This is a genomic window from Microbacterium sp. TW_SC_2, assembly GCF_055361165.1.
Genome location: NZ_CM143952.1, coordinates 2305425 through 2330004 on the forward strand (window position 1 = coordinate 2305425; position 24580 = coordinate 2330004).

Annotated in this window: 28 protein-coding genes; 12 read left to right on the forward strand and 16 right to left on the reverse strand. The window is 68.4% G+C overall.

The genetic code is table 11. The annotated features are described in order from the left end of the window. Window positions 1-54: 54 nt before the first annotated feature. Entirely contained in the window at window positions 55-660 is a 606-nt protein-coding gene (locus tag ACWA14_RS10935) for a TetR/AcrR family transcriptional regulator (protein ID WP_463793329.1), read from the forward strand. 7 nt (window positions 661-667) lie between these two features. Here ACWA14_RS10935 and ACWA14_RS10940 read toward each other — a convergent pair whose 3' ends face one another. The 4 genes from ACWA14_RS10940 to ACWA14_RS10955 are packed head-to-tail and all read right to left on the reverse strand — an operon-like array spanning window position 668 to window position 3282. After that, window positions 668-1648 (reverse strand): epimerase, encoded by a 981-nt coding sequence (locus tag ACWA14_RS10940; RefSeq protein WP_463793333.1) that lies wholly within the window; start codon window positions 1646-1648, stop codon window positions 668-670. 2 nt (window positions 1649-1650) lie between these two features. Further along, window positions 1651-2037 carry a PLDc N-terminal domain-containing protein gene (locus tag ACWA14_RS10945; RefSeq protein WP_463793335.1) on the reverse strand — a complete coding sequence of 129 codons (387 nt, stop codon included), beginning with the start codon at window positions 2035-2037 and terminating at the stop codon, window positions 1651-1653. An 18-nt stretch (window positions 2038-2055) separates the two neighbouring features. Continuing rightward, window positions 2056-2985 (reverse strand): aldo/keto reductase, encoded by a 930-nt coding sequence (locus ACWA14_RS10950; protein ID WP_463793337.1) that lies wholly within the window; start codon window positions 2983-2985, stop codon window positions 2056-2058. 54 nt (window positions 2986-3039) lie between these two features. Further along, window positions 3040-3282 carry a helix-turn-helix domain-containing protein gene (locus ACWA14_RS10955; protein WP_463793341.1) on the reverse strand — a complete coding sequence of 81 codons (243 nt, stop codon included), beginning with the start codon at window positions 3280-3282 and terminating at the stop codon, window positions 3040-3042. 94 nt (window positions 3283-3376) lie between these two features. Between ACWA14_RS10955 and ACWA14_RS10960 the strand changes: the two genes are divergently transcribed. From ACWA14_RS10960 to ACWA14_RS10970, 3 genes are read left to right on the forward strand one after another with little or no spacing between them, the layout of a single operon-like run. Beyond that, window positions 3377-3751 carry a helix-turn-helix domain-containing protein gene (locus ACWA14_RS10960; protein ID WP_463793343.1) on the forward strand — a complete coding sequence of 125 codons (375 nt, stop codon included), beginning with the start codon at window positions 3377-3379 and terminating at the stop codon, window positions 3749-3751. Window positions 3752-3758: 7 nt separating this feature from the next. Continuing rightward, window positions 3759-4199 (forward strand): ImmA/IrrE family metallo-endopeptidase, encoded by a 441-nt coding sequence (locus ACWA14_RS10965; protein WP_463793344.1) that lies wholly within the window; start codon window positions 3759-3761, stop codon window positions 4197-4199. Window positions 4200-4232: 33 nt separating this feature from the next. Further along, the gene (locus ACWA14_RS10970; protein ID WP_463793346.1) at window positions 4233-4835 is read left to right on the forward strand and encodes a GNAT family N-acetyltransferase; all 603 of its coding nucleotides are present in this window, start codon (window positions 4233-4235) and stop codon (window positions 4833-4835) included. On the opposite strand, the gene ACWA14_RS10975 is transcribed toward ACWA14_RS10970, so the two are convergent. Next, window positions 4836-5927 carry a fatty acid desaturase family protein gene (locus ACWA14_RS10975; RefSeq protein ID WP_463793348.1) on the reverse strand — a complete coding sequence of 364 codons (1092 nt, stop codon included), beginning with the start codon at window positions 5925-5927 and terminating at the stop codon, window positions 4836-4838. A gap of 234 nt (window positions 5928-6161) precedes the next feature. Next, complete coding sequence (locus ACWA14_RS10980) at window positions 6162-6365, reverse strand: hypothetical protein (protein ID WP_463793350.1); 204 nt, start codon at window positions 6363-6365, stop codon at window positions 6162-6164. A gap of 111 nt (window positions 6366-6476) precedes the next feature. Here ACWA14_RS10980 and ACWA14_RS10985 point away from each other — a divergent pair, with 111 nt between their 5' ends. After that, a complete protein-coding gene (locus ACWA14_RS10985; RefSeq protein WP_463793352.1) occupies window positions 6477-7088 on the forward strand; it encodes a flavodoxin family protein in 612 nt (203 codons plus the stop codon). Between the two features lie 131 nt (window positions 7089-7219). Here ACWA14_RS10985 and nrdF read toward each other — a convergent pair whose 3' ends face one another. The 4 genes from nrdF to nrdH are packed head-to-tail and all read right to left on the reverse strand — an operon-like array spanning window position 7220 to window position 11065. Continuing rightward, window positions 7220-8197 carry a class 1b ribonucleoside-diphosphate reductase subunit beta gene (nrdF, locus tag ACWA14_RS10990; RefSeq protein ID WP_463793354.1) on the reverse strand — a complete coding sequence of 326 codons (978 nt, stop codon included), beginning with the start codon at window positions 8195-8197 and terminating at the stop codon, window positions 7220-7222. A 35-nt stretch (window positions 8198-8232) separates the two neighbouring features. Continuing rightward, on the reverse strand, window positions 8233-10377 hold the full coding sequence (gene nrdE / locus ACWA14_RS10995) for a class 1b ribonucleoside-diphosphate reductase subunit alpha (RefSeq protein ID WP_463793357.1): 2145 nt from the start codon (window positions 10375-10377) through the stop codon (window positions 8233-8235). Next, window positions 10374-10823 (reverse strand): class Ib ribonucleoside-diphosphate reductase assembly flavoprotein NrdI, encoded by a 450-nt coding sequence (gene nrdI, locus ACWA14_RS11000; RefSeq protein ID WP_463793359.1) that lies wholly within the window; start codon window positions 10821-10823, stop codon window positions 10374-10376. Before nrdI ends, nrdE begins: the two co-directional genes overlap by 4 nt. A gap of 8 nt (window positions 10824-10831) precedes the next feature. Further along, complete coding sequence (gene nrdH / locus ACWA14_RS11005) at window positions 10832-11065, reverse strand: glutaredoxin-like protein NrdH (RefSeq protein ID WP_045279611.1); 234 nt, start codon at window positions 11063-11065, stop codon at window positions 10832-10834. A 399-nt stretch (window positions 11066-11464) separates the two neighbouring features. Here nrdH and ACWA14_RS11010 point away from each other — a divergent pair, with 399 nt between their 5' ends. The 6 genes from ACWA14_RS11010 to ACWA14_RS11035 all read left to right on the forward strand — a co-directional run bounded on the left by ACWA14_RS11010 (window position 11465) and on the right by ACWA14_RS11035 (window position 17501). After that, window positions 11465-12673, forward strand: coding sequence for an MFS transporter (locus ACWA14_RS11010; RefSeq protein WP_463793361.1), 1209 nt, complete (start codon window positions 11465-11467; stop codon window positions 12671-12673). Continuing rightward, window positions 12670-13593 (forward strand): sugar kinase, encoded by a 924-nt coding sequence (locus ACWA14_RS11015; RefSeq protein WP_463793364.1) that lies wholly within the window; start codon window positions 12670-12672, stop codon window positions 13591-13593. The genes ACWA14_RS11010 and ACWA14_RS11015 overlap by 4 nt, the downstream gene beginning before the upstream one ends. A 34-nt stretch (window positions 13594-13627) precedes the next feature. Further along, a complete protein-coding gene (locus tag ACWA14_RS11020) occupies window positions 13628-14386 on the forward strand; it encodes an alpha/beta fold hydrolase (RefSeq protein ID WP_463793366.1) in 759 nt (252 codons plus the stop codon). Continuing rightward, complete coding sequence (locus ACWA14_RS11025) at window positions 14383-15558, forward strand: acyl-CoA dehydrogenase family protein (protein ID WP_463793367.1); 1176 nt, start codon at window positions 14383-14385, stop codon at window positions 15556-15558. The genes ACWA14_RS11020 and ACWA14_RS11025 overlap by 4 nt, the downstream gene beginning before the upstream one ends. Window positions 15559-15645: 87 nt before the next feature. Then, on the forward strand, window positions 15646-16113 hold the full coding sequence (locus tag ACWA14_RS11030; RefSeq protein WP_463793368.1) for an Lrp/AsnC family transcriptional regulator: 468 nt from the start codon (window positions 15646-15648) through the stop codon (window positions 16111-16113). Next, a complete protein-coding gene (locus ACWA14_RS11035; RefSeq protein WP_463793370.1) occupies window positions 16110-17501 on the forward strand; it encodes an aspartate aminotransferase family protein in 1392 nt (463 codons plus the stop codon). The genes ACWA14_RS11030 and ACWA14_RS11035 overlap by 4 nt, the downstream gene beginning before the upstream one ends. 7 nt (window positions 17502-17508) lie before the next feature. Here the strand turns inward: ACWA14_RS11035 and ACWA14_RS11040 are convergent, their stop codons facing one another. The 5 genes from ACWA14_RS11040 to ACWA14_RS11060 form a co-directional block, all read right to left on the reverse strand. Then, complete coding sequence (locus ACWA14_RS11040; RefSeq protein ID WP_463793372.1) at window positions 17509-18237, reverse strand: FadR/GntR family transcriptional regulator; 729 nt, start codon at window positions 18235-18237, stop codon at window positions 17509-17511. Between the two features lie 33 nt (window positions 18238-18270). After that, window positions 18271-19050, reverse strand: coding sequence for a 3-oxoacyl-ACP reductase (locus tag ACWA14_RS11045; protein WP_463793375.1), 780 nt, complete (start codon window positions 19048-19050; stop codon window positions 18271-18273). Window positions 19051-19111: 61 nt separating this feature from the next. Beyond that, window positions 19112-20473 (reverse strand): aldehyde dehydrogenase family protein, encoded by a 1362-nt coding sequence (locus tag ACWA14_RS11050; protein WP_463793377.1) that lies wholly within the window; start codon window positions 20471-20473, stop codon window positions 19112-19114. After that, the gene (locus ACWA14_RS11055; RefSeq protein WP_463793378.1) at window positions 20470-21222 is read right to left on the reverse strand and encodes a gamma-glutamyl-gamma-aminobutyrate hydrolase family protein; all 753 of its coding nucleotides are present in this window, start codon (window positions 21220-21222) and stop codon (window positions 20470-20472) included. The genes ACWA14_RS11050 and ACWA14_RS11055 overlap by 4 nt, the downstream gene beginning before the upstream one ends. Beyond that, window positions 21203-22558: a glutamine synthetase family protein gene (locus ACWA14_RS11060; protein ID WP_463793380.1), complete on the reverse strand. Its 1356-nt coding sequence runs from the start codon at window positions 22556-22558 to the stop codon at window positions 21203-21205. The genes ACWA14_RS11055 and ACWA14_RS11060 overlap by 20 nt, the downstream gene beginning before the upstream one ends. A 156-nt stretch (window positions 22559-22714) precedes the next feature. Here ACWA14_RS11060 and ACWA14_RS11065 point away from each other — a divergent pair, with 156 nt between their 5' ends. Further along, a complete protein-coding gene (locus ACWA14_RS11065) occupies window positions 22715-24262 on the forward strand; it encodes an amino acid permease (protein ID WP_463793382.1) in 1548 nt (515 codons plus the stop codon). A 24-nt stretch (window positions 24263-24286) separates the two neighbouring features. Here ACWA14_RS11065 and ACWA14_RS11070 read toward each other — a convergent pair whose 3' ends face one another. Continuing rightward, complete coding sequence (locus ACWA14_RS11070; protein WP_463793384.1) at window positions 24287-24559, reverse strand: metal-sensitive transcriptional regulator; 273 nt, start codon at window positions 24557-24559, stop codon at window positions 24287-24289. Between the last annotated feature and the right edge of the window lie 21 nt (window positions 24560-24580).

Here is a 24580-nt window from a genome sequence, read left to right on the forward strand (position 1 = left end):
CACGCTAGCACAAATACTTCCACGCGGAGGTTTTGATCTCGCTAGACTGCGAGCATGCCGGATGACGACGATCGCCCACCCCCGCGCGGCGCCTATGCGAAGGGGATCGCGCGACGTCAGCAGATCCTCGACCGGGCGATCGAGGTCTTCGCCGAGCGCGGCGCCGACCGCACCAGTCTGCGCGCGATCGCGCGGGAGGTCGGTGTCACCCACGCGGCCCTCACCCACTATTTCGGCTCGCTGGAAGAGCTCCTCGTCGCCGTCTACGCCGAGAGCAACGCACCGAGCCATCGCCCCGGCCCCGCTCTCGATGACGCGACACCCGTCGAGCTCATGATCGAGAGCGCCCGCACCAATCGCGCGGTCCCCGGGCTCGTGCAGCTGTACTCGACACTCGTCGCCACCGCCCTGGAGGACGGCCATCCCGTGGCGCGCGACTTCGCCACGACCCGGTTCGCGCGCCTCCGCACCGACATCGCCGCGTCGGTCCGTGAACAGCAGCAGCGCGGTCGCCTGCGCGCCGATGCCGATCCTGAGGCGGTCGCCGCCCTCGTCGTCGCGGCATCCGACGGCCTGCAGACGCAGTGGCTCCTCGATGAGGCCGCCCCGCAGCACGAGGCGCTCGCGCTGCTCGACCGTCTGCTGCGCCCCGCGGACTGAGCGCGGGTCAGTTCTTGCGCTGATCCCACACGTCGCGGAGCGCGGGCTCGATCTCGCGATACGTGAAGTCGTACCCGGCGTCGGTCAGCACCCGCGGAGCCACCCACCGGCTCTTGAGCACGAGTTCGGGCTCCTTGCGCAGCACCCACATCGCCGGCTCGAGCATGAAGCGCCAGGACGGCAGGCCGATCGGCATCCCCACCACGCGCCGCAGCGTCGCCATCAGCCCGCGGTTGTCGGTCTGGGTGGGCGCCGAGAGATTGACCGGCCCCTGGATCGACGCGTCGTCGCGGATGAACCGCACTGCGCCGACCAGATCGTCGATGTGGATCCAGCTGAACTTCTGCCGTCCGCGGGAGCGATGCCCGAGGGGCTGCTCCGGCTGGGTGGGGTTCGGGCCGATGCCGCGGTACCGCCGATGCGGGAACCACCAGCCGTCGAACTGCGGCCCGCCGAGCCCGAAGCGGGCGAGTCGGAAGAAGAGGTCGGTGGCCGGACCGTCGCCGAGGACGATCGTGATGCGCAGAGCCACACGCCGCGTGCCGGGGAGGTCGCCGCGGAAGAGCTCATCCTCCCAGGCGAGCGCCACATCGGGCGAGAACCCCGTGTCGAAGTCGGTGTCGGCCTCGGTCTGCGGCCGGTCGAGCGCGTAGCGGTACACCGTGGCGCTGCTCGCGTTCATCCAGACGCCCGGAGGGTGCACGGAGCGTTCGACGGCCTCGTGCAGGGCCCGCGTGGTGTCGACGCGGGAGCGGAAGAACTCCTCGCGGTTGGCGTCCGTGAACCGGCAGTCGATCGCCTTGCCCGCGAGGCCGATCAGCAGGTCGGCGCCGTCCACGAGGCGCAGGATCGACGCGGGGTCGTCCCAGCGGGCATCCGGGCCGTTGCGGCCGATGATGCCCACCTCGTAGCCGTCTTTCTCGAGGGCTTCCTTCACGGCGGTGCCGAGGAATCCCGATCCGCCGCCGATCACTGCACGCTTCGCCATGTCTAGCTCTGCCCCTGTCCCTGTCCGTCAGCTCCGCCTCGGCGCTTCTCGATCTCCTGTCGCAGCCGCCACTCCTCGATCTCCCGGTCGAGATCGGCGATCTGCTGCTCCGTCGTGCGCACGTCCGACGGAGGAGCGGCCTGCACGGTCGTCGGGCCCGGACGCGCCGGGCGTGCGGCACGCCGCATGCGCGGAATGGGGATACCGCCGTCGCCGTAGTCCCTCCCGAGTCCGAACCACAGCAGGCCGCCGATCAGCGGCAGCAGGATCACGACGATGAGCCACACCATCTTGGGCAGGTGCTTCACCTGCGAATCGTCCCGGGTGATGATGTCGATCAGCGCGCCGATCATCAGCGCGAGGACGAGGATCGAGAACAGGAACGGCATGGACTCAGGGTAGCGCCGCTACGGCAGCAGGTGCCCGCCGGCGCGGAAGAGCTCGTACCACTCGGGGCGGGTGAGCGTGAGGTCGGCACCCGCTGCGGCGTCGCGCACACGCTGCGGCGTCGTGGTCCCGAGAACGACCTGCATGTGCGCGGGGTGGCGCGTGATCCACGCGGTGGCGATCGCGATCGGGGTGACGTCGTAGGCGGCGGCGAGGCGATCGATCACGGCGTTCAGCTCGGCGTACTCCGGATTGCCGAGGAAGACGCCGGTGAAGAATCCACCCTGGAAGGGCGACCATGCCTGCACCGTGATGTCGTTGATGCGGCAGTACTCCACGATGCCGCCACCGTCGCGCCCGACGCTCTGATCCTCCGCCGCCATGTTCATCGCGATGGGCTGTGCGATCATCGGCGCATGCGTGATCGAGAGCTGCAGCTGGTTCGCGACCAGCGGCTGGCGCACGGCCGTGCGCAGCAGGTCGATCTGGCGGGGCGTGTGGTTCGAGACACCGAACGCGCGCACCTTGCCGGACGCTTCGAGTTCGTCGAACGCCCGCGCGACCTCCTCGGGTTCGACCAGCGCGTCGGGCCGGTGCAGCAGGAGCACGTCGAGACGGTCGGTGCGCAGCGCGCGCAGCGACCCTTCGACCTGCGTCATGATGTGCTCGTACGAGAAGTCGAACATCCCCTCTGCCGGCACGATGCCGCACTTGGTCTGCAGCACGATCTCGTCACGCTCGGCCGGCGTCAGCCCGAGCGCCTCGGCGAACCGGGTCTCGCAGTGGTGCATGCTGCCGCCGTAGATGTCGGCGTGGTCGAAGAAATCGATGCCCGAGTCGCGCGCAGCGCGGTAGAGCTCGCGGATGTGGGCGTCGTCTTTGTCATCGATCCGCATCATCCCGGCGATGACGGAAGGCGCGACAGTGGACCCGAACGGAACAGTCTTCATGCCGCCACGATACTCCGCGCTCCGCCGACGGGACCGCGGCGAACCGCCGACTCGTCAGCGCGAAAGAGGCCGAGTGGGGGCCGGCGGGGAGGGGACGAGAGCGGCGGGTGAGAGGCCGAGGGCGTCCGCGATCGCGGCGAGGTCGGTCACCGTGAAGGCGGATCGACCGCCGAGCTTGCTGCGGAGGGTCGAGTCCGGCACGCCGGCGCGAGTGGCGAGCCACGCCACCGAGCGACCGCGTGAGTGAAGGTGCGACAGGACCGCCGATGCCACCATCTGTCGATCATCCGTCGTCACACGACGACACTATCGCCCCGCATGGCTCCGGACAAGGTGCGCCTGGTCCGGTATGACGGCATATCGGTTACGGGCCGGTGCTATCGTGACTCGTGTGAAGACACCCTCCGAGGAGTTCAACGCGGCGGTCGGGCGCCAGCTGCGGGCAGAGATCGCCGCCGCCGGCAGCAGCATCGCCGCGATGGCGCGCACGATCGGCATCGCGCGCAGCGCACTCGACAACTACGTCACCGGCAAGCGCGCGATCCCCGTGCCCGTCGTGTACGCCGTGTGCGCATCACTGCGCGTCGAGCCCCACATCGTGTTCGCACGCGCCGAGGAACGGCTCCGTGTCGACAACGCCGGCGCGAGCGGCGAGCTCACGCCCTTCCGTCGCCCGAATGTCCGCGGCCCGCGCGAAGATGTCCGCGAAGTCGCCTTCGATTCCGGCCTCGGGCACCACGGCGACACCGACGATCTCTACCACTAGGGGCAGCATGGACGACCTTCTTCGACTCGTCGAAGAGCATGGTCTCCGCGTCATCGAACGACCGGGCCCCACGCTGGGCGGCTACGACCACGCCTCCGGCTGCATCCGGCTCGCCCCGGGAATGAGCGAGCGCACCCGCCGCAGCGTCCTCGCTCATGAGCTCGCGCACGCCGCCCTCGGCCACACCGTGACCACGCACGCGCCGACACGACGACGTCAGGAGCGCCAGGCGGACGAGTGGGCCGCGCGGCTGCTGCTCACCCCCGCCGCCTACGCCTCCGCCGAAGCGATGCGGGGCACGCACGGCGCCAGCCTCGCGTTCGAGCTGGGCGTGACCATCGAGCTCGTGCGGGCCTACCAACGACTCCTGCAACGCGTGGGCGACACCACGTACCTCGCGCCGCGCATGGGCACCGGCCAATGGGCACACCGCATCGTGGCGGCGTGAATCACATGCCCCTCGCGCTGGTTGAATGACCTCATGGCCTTCCTCGTCTCCCCTGCCGCCGTCACCCTGACCGGAGAGCTCGTCGAGCTGCGCCCCCTGGACAGGGCCCACCATGATGCGCTGGTCGAGGCGGTGGAGGAGGGCGAGCTGTGGAAGACCGCGTGGTACACCTCGGTCCCCGCGCCCGACGGGGTCGCCGCCGAGATCGACCGCCGCATCGCCCTGCGGGAGTCGGGCGAGATGGTGCCCTTCACGGCGTTCGACGCCGCGGGTCGCGCGATCGGGATGACGACGTACTACGACCTGGTGCCCGACGTGCCGCGGCTGCACATCGGCTACACCTGGAACCGGCCGTCTGCGCACGGCACCGGCACGAACGCCGAGTCCAAGCTCCTGCTGCTGCGGCACGCCTTCGAGACGCTGGGCGTCTTCCGCGTCGGCCTCACCACGCAGTGGGTGAACTTCCAGTCCCGCGCCGCCATCGAACGCCTGGGAGCCAAGCAGGACGGCGTCATGCGGGCGATGTCACGCTTCCGCAACGGGGCATTGCGCGACAGCGTCGAGTTCTCGATCATCGAGCCGGAGTGGCCGGCCGTGCGGGCGAACCTCGAAGCCCGGTTGGCCCGGCGGCGCTGATCACCCGATCGCGGTGCGCTGCTCGATCAACGGACAGCTGAACACGTCGCGCTCCCCCAGGCCGACCCGGTTGATGTACCGGACGACGATCGCGTAGGAGGCGAGCAGCCCGGTCTGCGTGTAGGTCACGTTCTGCGCGCGGCAGTAGTCCGCGATGAGGGGCGCCGCCCGCCGCAGGTGAGGTCGGGGCATCGACGGGAACAGATGGTGCTCGATCTGATAGTTCAGACCTCCCATAGCCACATCCACGACACGACTCCCCGTGATGTCTCTGCTCATGAGGACCTGGCGGCGGAGGAAGTCCAGCGTCAGTTCACGCGGCACCACGGGCATCCCCTTGTGGTTCGGGGCGAACGCCATGCCCATGTAGAACCCGAACAGCCCCAGCTGCACCGCGAGGAACACGAACGCGATGCCCGGCGAGAGCACGAGAAACACCAGCACGAGAAAGCCGATGATCCGCACGCTCAGGAACACGATCTCGACCCAGCGCCGCTCCAGTCGACCTCGCGCGAACACCCGTCGCACGCCGGACGCGTGCAGCGAGACGCCCTCGAGGAACAGGATCGGGAAGAACAGCCACCCCTGGTGACCGCGCAGCCACGCGATCACCGGTCCGCGGTGCTTCCTCGCGGACTCCGCCGTGACGGCGATGACGGGCAACTCGATGTCGGGATCGGCGCCCAGTTTGTTGGGGTTGGCGTGATGACGGGTGTGCTTGTGCTGCCACCATCCGTAGCTCATTCCGACGAGCAGGTCGCCGAGGATGAGGCTGATCCAGTCGTTCCACCGCCCCGAGACGAAGATCTGGCGGTGCGCCGCGTCGTGCCCCAGGAACGCGATCTGCGTGAACAGGATCGCGAGGACCGCCGCTGTGAACAGCTGCCACCAGGAGTCACCGATCCAGACGAAGGCGAGCAGACACGCCGCGAGAATCAGCGGGGCAGCGACGAGCCTCGACCAGTAGTAGCCGTAGCGACGGCGGAGCAGACCGCGGTCGCGGACCTGCTGGGCCAGCTCGGTGAAAGCACTCGACGAACGTGCGCGTCGATCGCTCGGGCGAGTGCGGACGATCCGTCCAACGTCATCCATGATGACCTCATCTCCGGCGGCCCCGCTCAGGGGCAGGCGCCGCCCTCATGCGCCCCGTCATCGATGCAGGAACCGTCGTCGGAGACGGTCGAAGAAGAGGCGAGAAGCGCAGATGACCGGCCGTACATCGGGCCGTGCATCCGCGTTCTCATCCCTCGAGATTACGCTCCGAATCTGTGCGTCTCACAGGTTCGGATCCCACGACGCGCGGTGGTTCCCACAGCGCGGACTCCATCAGTCGGTGGCGTTGCCCGACCAGTTGTTCGAGCGACGCGTGGCCGTGCCGCCCTCGCGCATCATGAACGCCAGCGACACCATCGTGATCAGCAGGCCGCCCGTGAAGACGATGGCCTGGAAGTCCTCGAGCGACTGGGCGAGACCCATGAGGTAGATGCCTCCGAGGAAGAGGATCATGAAGAAGATGAAGCTGAGGATCACGGGGTCTCCTGTCGTCGCGGCCGTCTTCTAGCGTACCGTCCACCGGTAGCGCAGAAGCGCAGAAGAGGAAACCCCCTGGGCGCACGACCCGGCGCGTGATTGCCTTCGATCATGACCACTCCTCTGAAGGCACTCGCCATCTCCTGCACCCTGAAGCCCTCCCCCGCCGAGTCGAGTTCCGACCTGCTCGCCACGCAGGTGCTCGACGCCCTCGCCGCGCACGGCGTGACCGGCGCACTCGTCCGGGCCGCCGACCATGTCATCAGCCCCGGCGTCGAGGCCGACATGGGCGGAGCCGACGAGTGGCCGACGCTGCGCGCCCAGGTTCTCGACGCCGACATCCTCGTGTTCGTCACGCCGACCTGGATGGGTCAGCACTCGAGCATCGCTCAGCGCGTGCTCGAGCGGCTCGACGCCGAGCTCAGCGAGACGGATGCCGCGGGGCGCCCGCACCTGTTCGACAAGGTCGCGATCGCCGGCGTCGTCGGCAACGAGGACGGCGCGCACCACATCGCGGCGATCCTGTTCCAGTCGCTGAACGACATCGGCTACACGATCCCGGCCCAGGGCTCGGTGTACTGGAACGGCGAGGCGATGCACACGGTCGACTACAAGGACCTCGACGAGACGCCGGAGAAAGTGGCATCCGCCACGGCGACGGCCGCACGGAATGCCGCGCACCTGGCCGCTCAGCTGAAGGAGCGCGCGTTCCCGGCTGAGTGAGTGCCGACGCGCAGGTCCGGCAGCGGTCGCGCGCCCGACAAAGACACGCCCCCTGCGTCGCTCTCAGTCGAGAGACGCAGGGGGCGTGACGTGAACAGGTCGCCGCTCGCGGGGCGACGCGACGAGATCGCTCAGAAGTCCCAGTCGTCGTCTTCCGTGGCCTCGGCCTTGCCGATGACGTAGGACGAGCCGGAGCCCGAGAAGAAGTCGTGGTTCTCGTCGGCGTTCGGGGAGAGCGCCGACAGGATCGCCGGGTTCACGTTCGTGACCGACGACGGGAACATCGCTTCGTAGCCGAGGTTCATCAGCGCCTTGTTGGCGTTGTAGTGCAGGAACTTCTTGACGTCCTCGGTCAGACCGACACCGTCGTAGAGGTCCTGCGTGTACTGCACCTCGTTGTCGTAGAGCTCGTAGAGCAGCGAGAACGTGTAGTCCTTCAGCTCGTCGCGCTCCGCCTGCGTGACCTTCTCGAGGCCCTTCTGGAACTTGTACCCGATGTAGTACCCGTGCACGGCCTCGTCCCGGATGATGAGGCGGATCAGGTCGGCGGTGTTCGTGAGCTTCGCCCGGCTCGACCAGTGCATCGGCAGGTAGAAGCCCGAGTAGAACAGGAAGCTCTCGAGCAGGGTCGAGGCGACCTTGCGCTTGAGCGGGTTGTCGCCGCGGTAGAAGTCCATGACGATCTGAGCCTTGCGCTGCAGGTTCGGGTTCTCGACCGACCACCGGAACGCCTCATCGATCTCCTTCGTCGACGCGAGCGTCGAGAAGATCGAGGAGTAGCTCTTGGCGTGCACCGACTCCATGAACGCGATGTTCGTGTAGACGGCCTCCTCGTGCGGGGTGATCGCATCGGGGATCAGCGACACGGCGCCCACCGTGGCCTGCACGGTGTCGAGCAGGGTGAGCCCCGTGAACACGCGCATCGTGAGCAGCTGCTCGTCGGGGGTGAGCGTGTTCCACGACTGGATGTCGTTGGACAGCGGGATCTTCTCAGGCAACCAGAAGTTGTTCACGAGGCGGTTCCACACCTCGACGTCCTTGTCGTCCTGGATTCGGTTCCAGTTGATCGCCTGCACGTGGTCGACCAGCTTGAGGGATTCGGGAGTCATTTTCGTCGTTTCTCGAGTTCAGGAGGATCGCGGGATCAGAGCATGCACGAGACGCACTCGGCCATGTCGGTGCCCTCGAGCGCCATCTGACGCAGACGGATGTAGTAGATCGTCTTGATGCCCTTGCGCCATGCGTAGATCTGCGCCTTGTTGATGTCGCGGGTGGTGGCGGTGTCCTTGAAGAAGAGCGTCAGAGACAGGCCCTGGTCGACGTGCTGCGTCGCCGCGGCGTAGGTGTCGATGACCTTCTCGTAGCCGATCTCGTACGCGTCCTGGTAGTACTCCAGGTTGTCGTTCGTCATGAACGCCGCCGGGTAGTACACGCGGCCGAGCTTGCCTTCCTTGCGGATCTCGATCTTCGACGCGATCGGGTGGATCGACGAGGTCGAGTTGTTGATGTACGAGATCGAACCGGTCGGCGGCACGGCCTGGAGGTTCTGGTTGTAGATGCCGTGCTTCTGGATCGAGGCCTTCAGCTCCGCCCAGTCCTCCTGCGTCGGGATGTGCTTGCCGGCGAAGAGCTCCTTGACCTTCTCGGTCTCGGGAACCCAGGCGCGCTCGATGTACTTGTCGAAGAACGTGCCGCTGGCGTACGTCGAGTCCTCGAAGCCGTCGAACGTGGTGCCGCGCTCGATCGCGATGTTGTTCGAGGCGCGCAGCGCGTGGAACAGCACCGTGTAGAAGTAGATGTTCGTGAAGTCGATGCCCTCTTCCGACCCGTAGAACACGTGCTCGCGTGCCAGGTAGCCGTGCAGGTTCATCTGGCCGAGGCCGATCGCGTGGGAGCGGTCGTTGCCGTCCTCGATCGAGCGCACGGAGCCGATGTGGCTCTGGTCGCTGACCGCGGTGAGCGCACGGATCGCCGTCTCGACCGTCTGGCCGAGGTTGTCGGCGTCCATCGACAGTGCGATGTTCATCGAGCCGAGGTTGCAGGAGATGTCCTTGCCGATGTTGTCGTACGACAGGTCGTCGTTGTACGTGGTCGGTGTGTTCACCTGCAGGATCTCGCTGCAGAGGTTGGACATGTTGATGCGGCCCTTGATCGGGTTGGCCTTGTTCACCGTGTCTTCGAACATGACGTACGGGTAGCCCGACTCGAACTGGATCTCGGCGACGGTCTGGAAGAACTCGCGCGCGTTGATCTTCGTCTTCTTGATGCGCGGGTTGTCGACCATCTCGCGGTACTTCTCGGTGACCGAGATGTCGCCGAAGGGTACGCCGTAGACCTTCTCGACGTCGTACGGCGAGAACAGGTACATGTCCTCGTCGTTCTTCGCGAGCTCGAAGGTGATGTCGGGCACGACCACGCCGAGCGACAGCGTCTTGATGCGGATCTTCTCGTCGGCGTTCTCACGCTTGGTGTCGAGGAAGCGCATGATGTCGGGGTGGTGCGCGTTGAGGTACACCGCGCCGGCACCCTGACGGGCACCGAGCTGGTTGGCATAGCTGAAGCTGTCTTCGAGGAGCTTCATCACGGGGATGATGCCCGAGGACTGGTTCTCGATCTGCTTGATCGGCGCACCCGACTCGCGGATGTTCGACAGCAGCAGCGCCACGCCGCCACCGCGCTTCGACAGCTGCAGGGCGGAGTTGATGCCGCGGGCGATCGACTCCATGTTGTCCTCGATGCGCAGCAGGAAGCAGCTGACGAGCTCGCCGCGCTGGGCCTTGCCCGCGTTGAGGAAGGTCGGGGTGGCCGGCTGGAAGCGGCCGGAGATGATCTCCTCGACCAGCGCGACGGCGAGCTTCTCGTCGCCGTCGGCGAGACCGAGAGCGGTCATGACGACGCGGTCCTCGAACCGCTCGAGGTAGCGCTTGCCGTCGAACGTCTTCAGCGTGTAGCTCGTGTAGTACTTGAACGCGCCGAGGAACGTCTCGAAGCGGAACTTCTTCGAGTACGCCAGGTCGTTGAGCTTCTGGATGAAGTCGAACGAGTAGCGCTCGATGACCGCGCCCTCGTAGTACTCCTTCTCGACCAGGTAGTCCAGGCGCTCCTTGAGCGAGTGGAAGAACACGGTGTTCTGGTTCACGTGCTGCAGGAAGTACTCCCGCGCCGCGCGCTTGTCGGCGTCGAACTGGATCTTGCCGTTCGCGTCGTACAGATTCAGCATCGCGTTGAGGGCGTGGTAGTCCATGCCCTCGTAGCCGGGGTTGATCTTGAAGGCCACCTGCTCGGTCATGGCCTGGTCTTTAACTGCGCTGTCCAACGTCGTTCCAATCCGTCGCTCACGCGATCAACATCGTCCTGTGTGCCGAAGATTTCGAGCCGATACAAGTGGGGCACCTGACACTTGCGGCTGATGATGTCTCCGGCGAGACAGAAGGACTCGCCGAAGTTCGTGTTGCCTGCGGAGATCACTCCGCGGATGTGGCGCCGATTGCGCTCGTCGTTGAGGAATCGGATCACCTGTTTGGGCACCGCGCCTCGTTCGACACCGCGCCCCTCACCCCCGCCGTAGGTGGGGGTGATCAGGACGAAGGGCTCGTCGATGACGAGCTCTCCGTCGCTGCGCTGAAGGGGAATGCGTCGGGCGGGGAGGTCGAGCTTCTCGACGAATCGGGCGGTGTTGCCCGACACGCTCGAGAAGTAGACCAGGAGCGGCGCTGCGGTGGCGACGGCGCTCATGGTCGTGCTCAGGCGAGGCGGGTCGCGAGTTCGTTGATCTTGTCGGGACGGAAGCCCGACCAGTGGTCCTCGTCGGTGACGACGACCGGCGCCTGCATGTAGCCCAGCGCCTTGACCTGCTCCAGGGCCGTCGGGTCCTCCGACAGGTCGTGGATCTCGTACTCGATGCCCTTGGCGTCGAGCGCGCGGTAGGTGGCGTTGCACTGAACGCAGGACGGCTTGGTGTAGACCGTAATCGACATTTTTCTGGTGACCCCTCAGATCTCAGGCCTGCTTCTCAGCAGGCATCCTCCGGCAGACCGCCGCCGGGAGTTCAATACTACATATAGGTACGGACATTAGGTACGACCACAAGGGGTAGTAGTTACATCCGTGTAGTTTTCCACCGCTCTCCCCAGGTACAACACAGGTTCTCCACCCTTTCTTCCACAGGCACCGGACCCGGCGACGGGGTCTTGACCCCCGAGAAATCGCGGCGGAGAACCACTCGCTCGCGATCCATCCACAGGGGGCACGCTAGGGCGCACCTCGGACATTCCGACGCCTGTGGAAACTCGCCTCCGGCGTGTCGTCGGCGTGTCGCCTCGACGCCTCCGCGCGACCTGCCGCCGACGCCCGCCGAGGCCCGGTAGCGTTGACCCGTGGCGGGATATCGGGACCTTCTTCGCACGCCCGGGGTGGCGCGCATGATCGCGGCTCAGCTGACCGCTCGCTTCCCCAACGGGATGACCTCGCTCGCGATCCTGCTGCATGTCGAGCAGCAGACCGGCTCCTACGGGTTCGCCGGTCTCGTCCTCGCCGCGACCAGCGTGGGGCAGGCCGTCGCCGGCCCCGTCACGAGCCGGTGGATGGGCGCGTGGGGCATGCGCCGCGTCCTCACCCTGACGCTCGCGGTCTGCGTCCTCGCCGTGCTGGGTCTGGCCCTGCTGCCCCTGAACGTCCCCGGGTACATGGCTCTCGGTCTCCTCGCCGGACTCTCGACGCCGCCGGTCCAGGCCGCCGTGCGCACCATCTACCCGAAACTCGTGAACGCGAAGCAGCTCACCCCCCTCTTCTCCCTCGACGCATCGCTGCAGGAGATCATCTGGGTGCTCGCGCCGGTGGTCATCACCCTCGTCTCGACGCAGATCGGCACGGCAGAGGGGCTGCTCCTCGTCGCGGTGGTGCTGGTCGGCGGCGGAGCGTGGTTCATCCTCGCCCCCGAGGTCGGCCGGGTGCGCATCCCGCGCAGTCGCAGCGCGTTCGGGAAGGTCGTGCTCAAGCCGCCGGTACTCCTCGCCACCGTCATCGGATTCCTGCTCATCGGCGCATGCTCCGCCGTCGAGGTCGGCGTCGTCGCCACGTTCGAGCACGGCAGTCTCGCGGCCGGCCTGGTACTCGCGGTGTTCGCCGTCGGCAGCCTCGCCGGCGGGCTCTCGTTCGGGCACATCCCGATCGGCCCCTGGGCGATGGCCCGGCGCCTCACGATCGTCACGATCGGCCTGGCCCTCACCATGGTCTCGCTCGATGTCTTCTGGCTGGGCGGCACCCTCATCGTCGCGGGCATCGGCATCGCCCCCGCACTCGCGGTGCTCTTCGCGATCACGACCGCGAGCGTCAAGTTCAGCGAGACGGCCGAGGCCTTCGGCTGGGCGGGCACGGGTCAGCTGATCGGTGCCGCCGCCGGTTCGGCGGTCGCCGGGTTCCTCGTCGACGCGACCGATCCGCGGGGCGCCTATCTCGCGGCCACCCTCTTCGCGGCGGCCGGACTCGTCGTCTCGATCGTCTTCGTCCGCTCCTTCCCCGACCTGCGTCATCGCGACGCGAGCCCCCACCCCGACACCGAACCTCTGGCGGTCACCCCTTCATGAACTCCCCCTCCTCCTCGCACGCCGCCGCTCCGGCCGTCGTCTGCATCGGCGAGACGATGGCGCTCGTCACCCCCACCGACGCCGACCTCTCCGCAGGTCGGACCGCGACGATCGGCCTCGCCGGCGCGGAGTCCAACGTCGCGATCGGACTGGCCGGCTTCGGGCACACGGTCGCGTGGGCCTCTCGGCTCGGAGACGACCCGCTCGGCACGCGCATCGCCACGGAGGTCGCGCAGCGCGGTGTGGAGCTGTGGGTCGAGCGGGATGCCGAGGCTCCCACCGGCATCATGTTCAAGGACCCGGGCATCGCATCATCGGCCGTCTACTACTACCGCCGCGGCTCGGCCGCATCGCGCATGGCCCCCGGGCACCTCTCCCCCGCGCGACTCGACGGCGTGCGCATCGTGCACACCACTGGCATCACCCCGGCACTTTCGGACTCGTGCTCCGGGATGGTCACCCGGCTGTTCGCGGATGCCCGCGCGGCAGGGGCGACCGTGTCCTTCGATGTGAACGACCGCCGCGCGCTCTGGAGCGAGGAGGAAGCGGCCGCCACCCTCGCCCGCCTCGCGGATGCCGCCGACATCGCGTTCGTGGGTCGCGATGAGGCCGAGCGGATCTGGGGCACCGCGACCCCGGATGAGATCCGTGCGCACCTGCCGCACTGCGCGCTGCTCGTGGTGAAGGACGGCGAGATCGGCGCCACGGCCTTCTCCGGTTCCGAGGAGCCCGTCTTCGTGCCGGCGCCCGTGGTGGAGGTCGTCGAGCCCGTCGGCGCGGGTGACGCCTTCGCGTCGGGTTTCCTGGCGGCGACCCTCGAAGGCGCCGATCTCGCGGGCCGCCTGTCTGCCGGGCACGCGGCCGCGGCTCGCGTGCTGCGGATCGCCGCCGACATCCCACCCCTCGAACCCGCCGTCTGACCCGGCGAGCGGACCGCGGTTCTAGGCTGGAGCCATGCCCGCTCCGCTCACCCTTCCCCGCCTCGCCTGGGGCGATCCCTCGGCCTCTCGACACGCCCTGCTGGTGCACGGTCTGGGTTCGTCCGGAGCACTCATGTGGCGCCTGGGCGATGCCCTCGCCTCCGCAGGATGGCATGCCACGGCGGTCGACCTCCGCGGGCACGGCGATGCCCCTCGCGCGCTCGACTACACGGTCGCAGCCTTCGCGGTCGATCTCGTCGCGACCCGTCCGGACGGCGGCGGCCCCTGGGATGCCGTGGTCGGACATTCGCTCGGTGGAGCGGCGAGCACCGTGGCCGCGGCATCCGATCCGGCCTGGGCGGCTCGACTCGTGCTGATCGACCCCGCGATCCTCGTCACCGGCCACGACGCGGACGTCGTGCGCCGCAGCCAGGAGCGCGCCTTCGCCGACACCCGCCTCGCCGTGGTGCAGGAGGAGCATCCGCACTGGCATCCGCAGGATCAGGAGCTGAAGGTGGATGCCGTGCGGCGCGCGAGCGCGTGGGCGGTGGAGCAGACCAGCGTGCAGAACCAGCCCTGGGACGTGCGCGCCGCGGCCCGATCGCTCACCGTTCCCGCGCACGTGATCGGGGCGGACCCCGCCGTGTACAGCATCTTCACCGGCGCCCTGGCCGAGGAGACACTCGCCTCGAACCCGCTGATCACCCTGTCGGTCGTGGACGGCGCCGGGCACTCCCTGCACCGCGACAAGCCGGAGGAATCGATCCGGCAGCTCCTGGAGGCCCTCGCATGAGCACGACCGACCGCGGGGGATTCGACCCCACCGCCTTCCTGCCCGACGAGCTGCTGGAGCGGATCCGCGAACGTGCGCCGATCCACGACCGCGAGAACACCTTCCCGCAGCAGGATCTCGACGAGCTGCGCGCCGCCGGGTATCTGTCGATCCTGGTGCCCGCCGAGCGCGGCGGCGCCGGACTCGGGCTCGCGGAGGCCGCCCTGCTGCAGCAACGACTCGCGACCGCCGCGCCCGCCACCGCCCTCGCGATCAACATGCACCTGGTGTGGACGGGCGTCGCCAAGGTCTTCAGCGACCGCGGCGTCGCGGGGCTCGAGTTCGTGCAGGACGGCGCCGTCGCGGGCGAGGTGTTCGCATTCGGAATCAGCGAGGCCGGCAACGACCTGGTGCTGTTCGGCAGCGAGACGGATGCCACCCCCCTCCCCGACGGCGGCTACGCGTTCACCGGCACCAAGATCTTCACCTCGCTCGCCCCGGTGTGGAGCAAGCTCGGCCTGCACGGCCTCGACACGACCAGCGCGGATGCCCCGAAGCTCGTGTTCGCCTTCGTGGAGCGCACGGCAGAGGTGACCACGTCCGACGACTGGGACACCCTGGGCATGCGCGGCACCCAGAGCCGCACGACGCGGCTGGCGGGAGCACAGGCGCCCCCGCAGCACGTCGTCCGTCGCATCGATCCCGGGCCGACACCCGATCCGATCGTGTTCGGCATCTTCAGCGTGTTCGAGATCCTGCTCGCCTCCGTGTACACGGGGATCGCCCGGCGCGCGCTCGACGTCGCCGCGCAGACCGCGGCCACGCGACGCTCGAAGAAGACCGGGAAGACCTACGATCAGGACCCCGACATCCGCTGGCGGATCGCCGACATGGCCCTAGCGTACGACGCGCTCCCGCCCCAGATCGCCACGCTCGCCCACGACGTCGACGCGCGGATCGACCACGGCGCCCGATGGTTCAGCCTGCTGTCCGGAGTCAAGCACCGGGCGATCACGACCGCGAAGCACGTGGTCGATCAGGCCATGCTCGTCGCGGGTGGTGGCTCGTACTTCTCGGCGAACGAGCTCTCGCGGCTCTATCGCGACGTGCTCGCCGGAGCGTTCCACCCCTCCGACCCGGAGTCCGCCCACGCGACGGCGGCGACCGCCTGGCTCGGACCGATCGATTCCTGAGCCCCATTCCTGCCGATTCCGCGGGTGCGGGCACGCCACGACGCGGAATCAGTTGCCGAACGGGCTCGGGAATGCGAAGATCGCACCATGAGTCCGACGAAAAAGCACCCTGTGCTGGATACCGTCTCGAAGACCATCATCGAACTCCTGCAGGAGGACGGACGCCGCTCCTACTCCGACATCGGACGCGTCGTCGGGCTCAGCGAGGCCGCGGTGCGTCAACGTGTCCAGCGTCTCACCGAGACGGGCGTCATGCAGATCGTCGCGGTCACCGACCCCATGCAGCTCGGGTTCCACCGTCAGGCGATGATCGGGATCCGCACCTCCGGAGACGCCCGCGTGGTCGCCGAGGCGATCGCCGCCGTCGATGCCATCGACTACGTCGTCATCACGGTGGGCGCGTTCGACGTGCTGGCCGAGGTCGTCTGCGAGGACGACGAGCATCTCCTGTCTCTGATCAACGACGTGATCCGCCCCATCGAGGGGGTCGTGTCGACCGAGACCTTCATCTACGCCAAGCTGCAGAAGCAGCTCTACAACTGGGGGACCCGATGAGCTCCGCGCACTCCTACGACACCGCCGACCTGCAGGCGAAGGCCCGCGATCACCTCTGGATGCACTTCACCCGGCAGTCCACCATGGCCGAGTCCGGTGTGCCGATCATCGTCAAGGGCGAGGGTCACCACATCTGGGACTCGCAGGGGAAGCAGTACTTCGACGGCCTCGCCGGCCTGTTCGTCGTGAACGCCGGGCACGGTCGACGACGCCTGGCCGAGGTCGCCGCCCGCCAGGCATCCGAGCTCGCCTTCTTCCCCCTGTGGTCGTACGCGCACCCCGCCGCGATCGAGCTGGCCGACCGGCTCGCCGACGAGGCACCGGGCGATCTGAACCGGGTCTTCTTCTCGACGGGCGGCGGCGAAGCGGTCGAGACCGCGCTCAAGCTCGCCAAGCACTACTGGAAGCTCATGGGCAAGCCCACCAAGCACAAGGTGATCTCGCGCTCGGTGGCGTACCACGGGACCCCGCACGGCGCCCTGGCCATCACCGGCATCCCCGCGATGAAGTCGATGTTCGAACCGGTCGCGCCCGGCGGCTTCCGCGTGCCGAACACGAACTTCTACCGCGCGGAGGAGATGGGCGCTCCCTCCGAGGATCCGGAGGCCTTCGGGCGCTGGGCGGCCGATCGCATCGAGGAGATGATCCTCTTCGAGGGGGCGGACACGGTCGCCGCCGTCTTCCTGGAGCCCGTGCAGAACTCCGGCGGATGCTTCCCCCCTCCCCCCGGATACTTCGCCCGGGTGCGCGAGATCTGCGATCGGCACGACGTGCTGCTCGTCTCGGACGAGGTCATCTGCGCCTTCGGTCGCCTCGGGCACACGTTCGCGTGTACCGGGATGGGCTATGTGCCCGACATGATCACGTGCGCCAAGGGGATGACCAGCGGCTACTCCCCCATCGGCGCCACGATCATCAGCGACCGCATCTACGAGCCGTTCTCGCACGGCGACATGTCCTTCCCGCACGGGTACACGTTCGGCGGCCACCCGGTCTCGGCCGCCGTCGCGCTCGAGAACCTGGCGATCTTCGACGAGGAGGGCCTCAATCAGCGGGTGCGCGAGAACTCTCCGCTCTTCCGCGCCGAACTCGAGAAGCTCCTCGATCTGCCGCTGGTGGGCGACGTGCGCGGAGACGGCTATTTCTTCGGCATCGAGCTCGTGAAGGACAAGGGGACGAAGGAGACCTTCGACGACGCCGAATCGGAACGACTCCTGCGGGGGTTCCTCTCCCCGGCGCTGTTCGAGGCCGGGCTGTACTGTCGCGCGGACGACCGCGGTGACCCCGTGATCCAGCTCGCGCCGCCCCTCACGATCGGGCAGCCGGAGTTCCGCGAGATCGAGCAGATCCTCCGTGACGTGCTGACGCGGGCCCAGTCGGTGCTCTGAGACCGCGTCAGATCAGGAAGCCCCGCAGCAGCGCCTCCGACCCGGCCAGATGGTCGCGCATCGCCGCCTCGGCGGCATCGGGACGTCCGGCGAGGATCGCGACGACGATGCGTTCGTGCTGCTCACCCGAGTGCTGGATGTTGCGGGGCATCAGCGGGAAGGTGTCGAGCCAGGCGTTCACGTCGGCCCGGTTCTCCGCGGCGAGTGCGAGCAGTGACGGGATGGCCGCGGCCTCCGCGATCGCCAGGTGGAACAGGGTGTCGAGGCGACGGTACTCGTCCGGTCCGGCGGGAAGCGCCGCCTCGTGCCTGGCCCACAGATCGGCGCGGGTCACGGCATCCAGTGTCCGGCTCGCCGCGGCGTACGCCGCCCCGCTCTCCAGCACGCGCCGGAGCCCCAGCACGTCGTCGAGCTCTGCCGCGGTGGGGCTGCCGGGTCTCGGGGGCTGCGGCAGCGGATCCGCGACGAACGTCCCGCCGTACCGCCCCCGACGCGCGAGCAGATAGCCGGCATCGGCGAGTTCGCGGATCGCCTCGCGCACGGTGTCGCGGCTGACGGCGAAGGATGCCGCGAGCTCGCGCTCCGGCGGCAGCGACTCCCCGGGGGCGACGACGCCGAGACGGATGGTCTGCACCAGGCGGGCCACGGTGTCCTCCAGGGCGTTGCCCCGGCGCAACGGGCGATACACCGCGCGCCGGACCTCGACCAGGTCGCCGTCGGCGGGGCGCTCGCTCATGCCTTCACCTTTTCACAGCGCGGTGTGCCCCGCTCACAGCGGGGTGACGTAGGCGTTGGTGATGCCGCCGTCCACCACGAAGGCGCTCGCGGTGATGAAGGAGGAGTCGTCCGATGCGAGGAAGGCCACGGCCGCGGCGAGCTCCGAGGGTTCGGCGAAGCGACCCATCGGCACGTGCACGAGCCGCCGTTGTGCGCGCTCAGGGTCCTTGGCGAACAGCTCCTGCAGCAGGGGGGTGTTCACGGGCCCCGGGCAGAGGGCGTTCACCCGCACGCCCTGCCGGGCGAACTGCACACCGAGTTCGCGGGACATCGCCAGGACGCCGCCCTTCGAGGCGGTGTAGCTGATCTGGGAGGTCGCCGAGCCGAGGAGCGCCACGAACGACGCCGTGTTGATGATCGATCCGCGACCGGCGGGCACCATGTGCCGGAGTGCCGCGCGGCTGCACAGGTACACGCTCTTGAGGTTCACGTCCTGCACCCGGTCCCAGGCGGGGAGCTCGGTCGTCTCGATCGAGTCGTCGTCCGCCGGGGAGATCCCCGCATTGTTGAAGGCGATGTCGATCCGACCGAACTCCGCCGCGACGCCGTCGAAGAGCGCGTTCACCTTCTCCTCGTCCGCGACGTCCACGGGGCGGAAGACCCCACCGACCTGTGCCGCGGCCGCCTCCCCCGAGGTCGGGTCGACGTCGGCGATGACGACGAACGCTCCCTCGGCGGCGAACCGCTCGGCGGTGGCGAAGCCGATGCCGCTGGCCCCTCCGGTGATGATGGCGACGCGGTCGGCGAGTCGCTGGGTCAGGTCGATGCTCATGGGGTCCTCCGGGTGGTGCGCGATGGGGATCGAGGGTCAGGGGATGACGAGGTGTCGCCGATCAGGCGTCGTCGACGGCGAAGAAGACGTTCTTGGTCTCGGTGAAGTGCTCCGCCGCGTCGGGTCCGAGTTCGCGCCCGAGTCCCGAGGCCTTCATGCCCCCGAACGGCGTCGCGTAGCGGACCGAGGAGTGCGAGTTCACCGACAGCACTCCGCTCTGGACGCCGCGGGACACCCGCACCGCGCGCCCGAGGTTCTCGGTCCAGAGCGATCCGGCGAGACCGTACACGGTGTCGTTGGCGAGACGGATGGCATCGGCCTCGTCGTCGAAGGGCAGCACGGCGACGACCGGACCGAACACCTCCTGCTGCGCGATGGCGTCGCCGGGAGCGGCGAGCACGACCGCGGGCGCGAACCAGAAGCCGTCGCCCTGCGGCGCACTGCCGCGGAACGCGATGTCGGCGCCGTCGAGGAAGCCCGCCACGGTCTCGCGATGACGGGCCGAGATCAGCGGGCCCATGTCGGTGCCCTCGTCGCCGGGATCGCCCACGCGCCAGGCGGCGACCGCCGGCTCCAGCAGTTCGAGGAACCGGTCGTAGACCGAGCGCTGCACCAGCAGTCGGCTCCGGGCGCAGCAGTCCTGACCCGCGTTGTCGAACACCGAGCCGGGAACCGCGGCGGCCGCACGCTCCAGATCGGCGTCGTCGAACACGATGTTCGCGCTCTTCCCGCCGAGCTCGAGGGTCACGGCCTTCAACGCGCGCGCGCATCCGGCCGCGACCTCGATGCCGACCTCCGTCGATCCGGTGAAGACGACCTTGCGGACGTCGGGATGCTCGACCAGGCGCTGCCCCACGACCGATCCCGAGCCGGTGACGACCTCGAACAGGCCCTGCGGCAGGCCGGCCTCGACGGCGAGCTGCCCCAGACGCATCGCCGTGAGCGGTGTCAGCTCGGCGGGCTTGAGCACCACCGCGTTCCCGGCGGCGAGCGCGGGCGCGAACGCCCAGGCCGCGATCGTCATCGGGTAGTTCCAGGGAACGATGATCCCCACGACGCCGTAGGGGTCGTGGAAGGTCACATCGAGTCCGCCGCTGACCGGGATCTGCCGGCCGGAGAGTCGCTCGGGATCCGCCGAGTAGTAGTTCAGCACCTGAGCGACGTGCCCTGCCTCCCAGCGCGCGGAGCCGATCGGATGCCCGGAGTTGCGCACCTCCAGCTGTGCGAGCTCCTCCGCGGCGCCCTCCACGGCGCGCGCGAACGACCGCAGGGCGTCGGCCCTGGCCACGGGCGCGAGGGCCGCCCAACGCCGTTGCGCCGCGACAGCGCGGGCGATCGCGGCATCCGTCTCGTCGACGCCCGCGCGCGCCACCTCACGGATGGCCGCTCCCGTCGACGGGTCGATCACGGTGAACGCGCTCATGAGGTTCCTTCCTTCCGCCGCGCGACGAACGCGCGGGCCTGCGTGACGAGGTCGGCGAACAGGCGCCGGTCCTCGAGATCTTCCTCGGGATGCCATTGGATGCCGACGACGTGCCCGTTCGCGGTGTCCTCGAACGCCTGTACGAGACCGTCGTCGGAATGCGCGGCGGGGGTCAGCCCCGCGCCGAGTCGGTCGATTCCCTGGTGGTGGTAGCTGTGCACCCGCACGGATCCGCCGCCGAGCACCCCGGCGAGCGCGGTGCCGTCGGCGACCGCCACCTCGTTCTCGGCGAACACCCCGCCGCCGATCCGGTAGCGCTCGGTGCCGAGGGACTCCGGCAGGTGCTGCTGCAGGGTGCCTCCCCGGGCGACGTTGACGAGCTGGAGTCCGCGGCAGATCGCCAGCACCGGCATCCGCCGGGCCTCGGCGGCGCGGAAGAGCGCGAGCTCCCAGGCGTCGCGGTCGACCCGTGCGGGGTCGGTGAGGGGATGCCGCTCGGCACCGTAGAGCTCGGGGGCGACATCGGCACCGCCCGAGAGGATGACGGCGTCGAGGCCCGCGAGTGCGGCGCCTGCGGCATCCGGGTCCTGCGGCGGCAGGAGCATCGCGATGCCGCCCGCCGCGGTGACACCCGTGAGGTACTGCTCGGGCAGGAACGCCGCCCGCACGTCCCAGACGCCCTGCGTCGCCCGCTCGAGGTAGGTGGTGATGCCGATCAGCGGCGCGTTCTCAGAGCCGCTCGAAACCACGGACCCGCTCCCAGTCGGTCACGGCGGCGTCGTAGGCCTCGAGCTCGATGCGCGCCTGGTTGAGATAGTGGTCGACCACGTCATCGCCGAACGCGGCCCGGGCGATACGCGACTCGCTGAATAGCTGAGCCGCCTCGCGCAGCGTGGTCGGCAGGTGGTCGACGCCGGCCTCGTACGCGTTCCCGGTGAACCGCTCGGGCAATGCAAGCTCGTTCTCGACGCCGTGCAGCCCTCCGGCGATGATCGCCGAGATGCCCAGGTACGGGTTCACGTCGCCGCCCGGCACCCGGTTCTCGACGCGCAGGCCCGATCCGCTTCCGATCACGCGCAGCGCGCAGGTGCGGTTGTCGATGCCCCAGGCCACGCCGGTGGGCGCGAAGCTGCCCTTCGCGAAGCGCTTGTAGGAGTTGATGTTGGGGGCGTAGAGCAGTGTGAACTCGCGGAGCGTCGCCAGGATGCCGGCGATCCAGTGCTCCATGACGGGGCTGAAACCGTGCTCGCCGTCGCCCGCCATCACGGGGGTGCCGTCGGCCGCGCGCAGCGACAGGTGGATGTGGCAGCTGTTGCCCTCGCGCTCGTTGAACTTCGCCATGAACGTCAGCGACTGCCCGTGCTGCGCGGCGATCTCCTTCGCCCCGTTCTTGTAGATCGCGTGCTGATCGGCGGTCTCGCGCACCTCCGCATAGCGGAACGCGATCTCCTGCTGTCCGAGGTTGCACTCGCCCTTCACGCCCTCGCAGTACATCCCCGCGCCGTCCATGCCGAGGCGGATGTCGCGCAGCAGCGGTTCCATCCGCGTGGAGGCGAGGAGGTTGTAGTCGACGTTGTAGTCGGTCGCCGGGGTGAGTCCGTCGTACTTGCGGGCCCAGGCGTCGCGGTACGTGTTCTCGAAGACGATGAACTCGAGCTCGGTTCCGGAGAACGCGGTCCAGCCGCGCTCGGCGAGTCGCTCGCGCTGCCGGTCCAGGATGGCCCGCGGCGACGGCCCCACGGGCTCGCCGTTCTGCCACACGAGATCCGCCATGACCAGCACGGTGCCGTCGATCCACGGGATGCGGCGGAGCGTGACGACATCCGGGCGGAGCACCATGTCGCCGTAGCCGCGGTTCCACCCCGACATCGCGTAGCCGTCGACCGTGTTCATGTCGACATCGACCGAGAGCAGGTAGTCGCAGGCCTCGGCGCCGTGATGCAGGATGTCCTCCTGGAAGAGCCGGGCCGAGACCCGTTTGCCCACCAGCCGCCCCTGCGCATCGGCGAAGGCCACGATCACCGTGTCGATCTCGCCGGCGGCGATGCCGGCATCCAGTTGCTCGATGCTCAGGTTTCCCGACATCTTCTCGCTCCCGTCGTCGTGGTGAAGCGATCGGCAGACCGGCTCCGGCATCAGAGTAGAACACCTCGACGCCTAAAGGTAGACGAAACCACCATTGACTGTCACAATCATGCCCAAGGTGCACCCGGCGCCTGCGCGCGAACGAACGGAGAGCGGATGTCTGAGCAGAACAGCGGTTCCCGCAAGGTTGCCGGAGCGACCTACACACGTGCCGGCAGCGAGTACTTCGACAAGCGGACGCTCAAGCGCTCCGCGGGCGTGTGGGGACTGTGGGGACTCGCGGTCGCCGCGGTGATCTCGGGCGACTTCTCCGGATGGAACTTCGGCATCGACTTCGCCGGATTCGGCGGCATGCTGATCGCCTTCGCGATCCTGGTGATCATGTACTACGGCATGATCTTCGCGATCGGCGAGATGGCCGCGATGATGCCGCACACCGGCGGGGCGTACTCCTTCGCCCGGTCCGCCATGGGCCCCTGGGGCGGTCTGGTGACCGGGGCGGCGGAGACCATCGAATACGTCGCCACCACGGCGGTGATCGTCTACTTCTCGGCGTCGTACGCGAACGGCATCACGAGCGAGCTGCTGGGGATCGAGTTGCCGGGATGGGCCTGGTACCTGATCCTCTACATCGTCTTCATCGCGTTGAACTCGGCGGGTGCGGCCATCTCGTTCCGCTTCGCGATCGTCGTCTCGATCATCTCGATCGGCATCATCGTGGTGTTCTCGCTCATGGCGCTGTTCTCCGGCGCCTTCAGCTGGGACGCCCTGTGGGACATCGCCCCCGACGAGGGCCAGACCACCTTCCTGCCGCACGGCGTGCTGCCGATCCTCTTCGCCCTGCCGTTCGCGATGTGGTTCTTCCTGGGCATCGAAGAGCTCCCGCTCGCGGCGGAGGAGTCGCACAACCCGACGCGCGACATCCCGAAGGCCGGCTTCTGGGCACGCGGCACGCTGATCGTCACCGGTCTTCTCGTGCTGTTCCTCAACACCGGCGTGATCGGCGCGGAGGCCACGGGAACCGCGGGCGAACCCCTGCTCGACGGATTCCGTGCGATCGTCGGCGACCAGCTCGCGGCTGTCCTCGCCCTGTTCGCGCTGATCGGGCTGCTGGCCTCGCTGCAGGGCATCATGTTCGCCTACGGCCGCAACATGTACTCGCTCTCACGCGCGGGCTACTACCCGCGTTTCCTGTCGCTCACCGGAAAGCGTCAGACGCCGTGGGTCGCCCTCACCGTCGGTGCCGCGGTCGGCTTCATCGCCCTGATCGTGCTCGACGTGCTCACCGCGGTCGACTCCGAGGGCGCCGGATCGGTGGCCGGTGCCATCGTGCTGAACATCGCGGTCTGGGGTGCCGTCGTCGCGTACGGCCTGCAGCTCGTGTCGTTCGTGATCCTGCGCCGGAAGTTCCCGAACGTCGACCGCCCGTACGTGAGCCCCTGGGGTATCCCGGGTGCCGTGATCGCCCTCGTGATCGCCGGTCTCATCTTCGTGGGCTTCTTGCTGAACCCGACGTTCGGCCCCGCGATCATCGCGATCGCGATCGTCTACGCGATCATCCTGCTCGGCTTCGCCCTGTTCTTCCGCCACCGTCTCGTGCTCTCCCCCGAGGAGGAGTACGCGCTGTCCGGCGGAACCCACGGCGACCCGCAGGCCGAGGGCTACGACGCCATGGAGGGCGAGGTCTTCGGCAGCGGCCGGTGACGCCGCGGGACGGCGGCCGTCGCGCTACTTCGAGTCGAAGTCGAAGGCCTTGAGCAGCTCGCCGACCGCCTTCTCGCGCTCGTCGCCGCCCGCGTCGAACATCTCGGTGACGTGGGTGCGCAGGTGATTCTCGAGCAGCAGCCGGTTCAGTGACTCGAGGGAGCGCTGGATCGCCCGAGACTGCGTGATGATGTCCATGCAGTAGTCCTCGTTCTCGATCATCCGCGCGACGCCGCGCATCTGCCCCTCGAGGATGCTGGTGCGGTGCAGCGCGCGTTTCTTGATGTCTTCGATCACGGTTCGAGCGTAGCCGTCGTG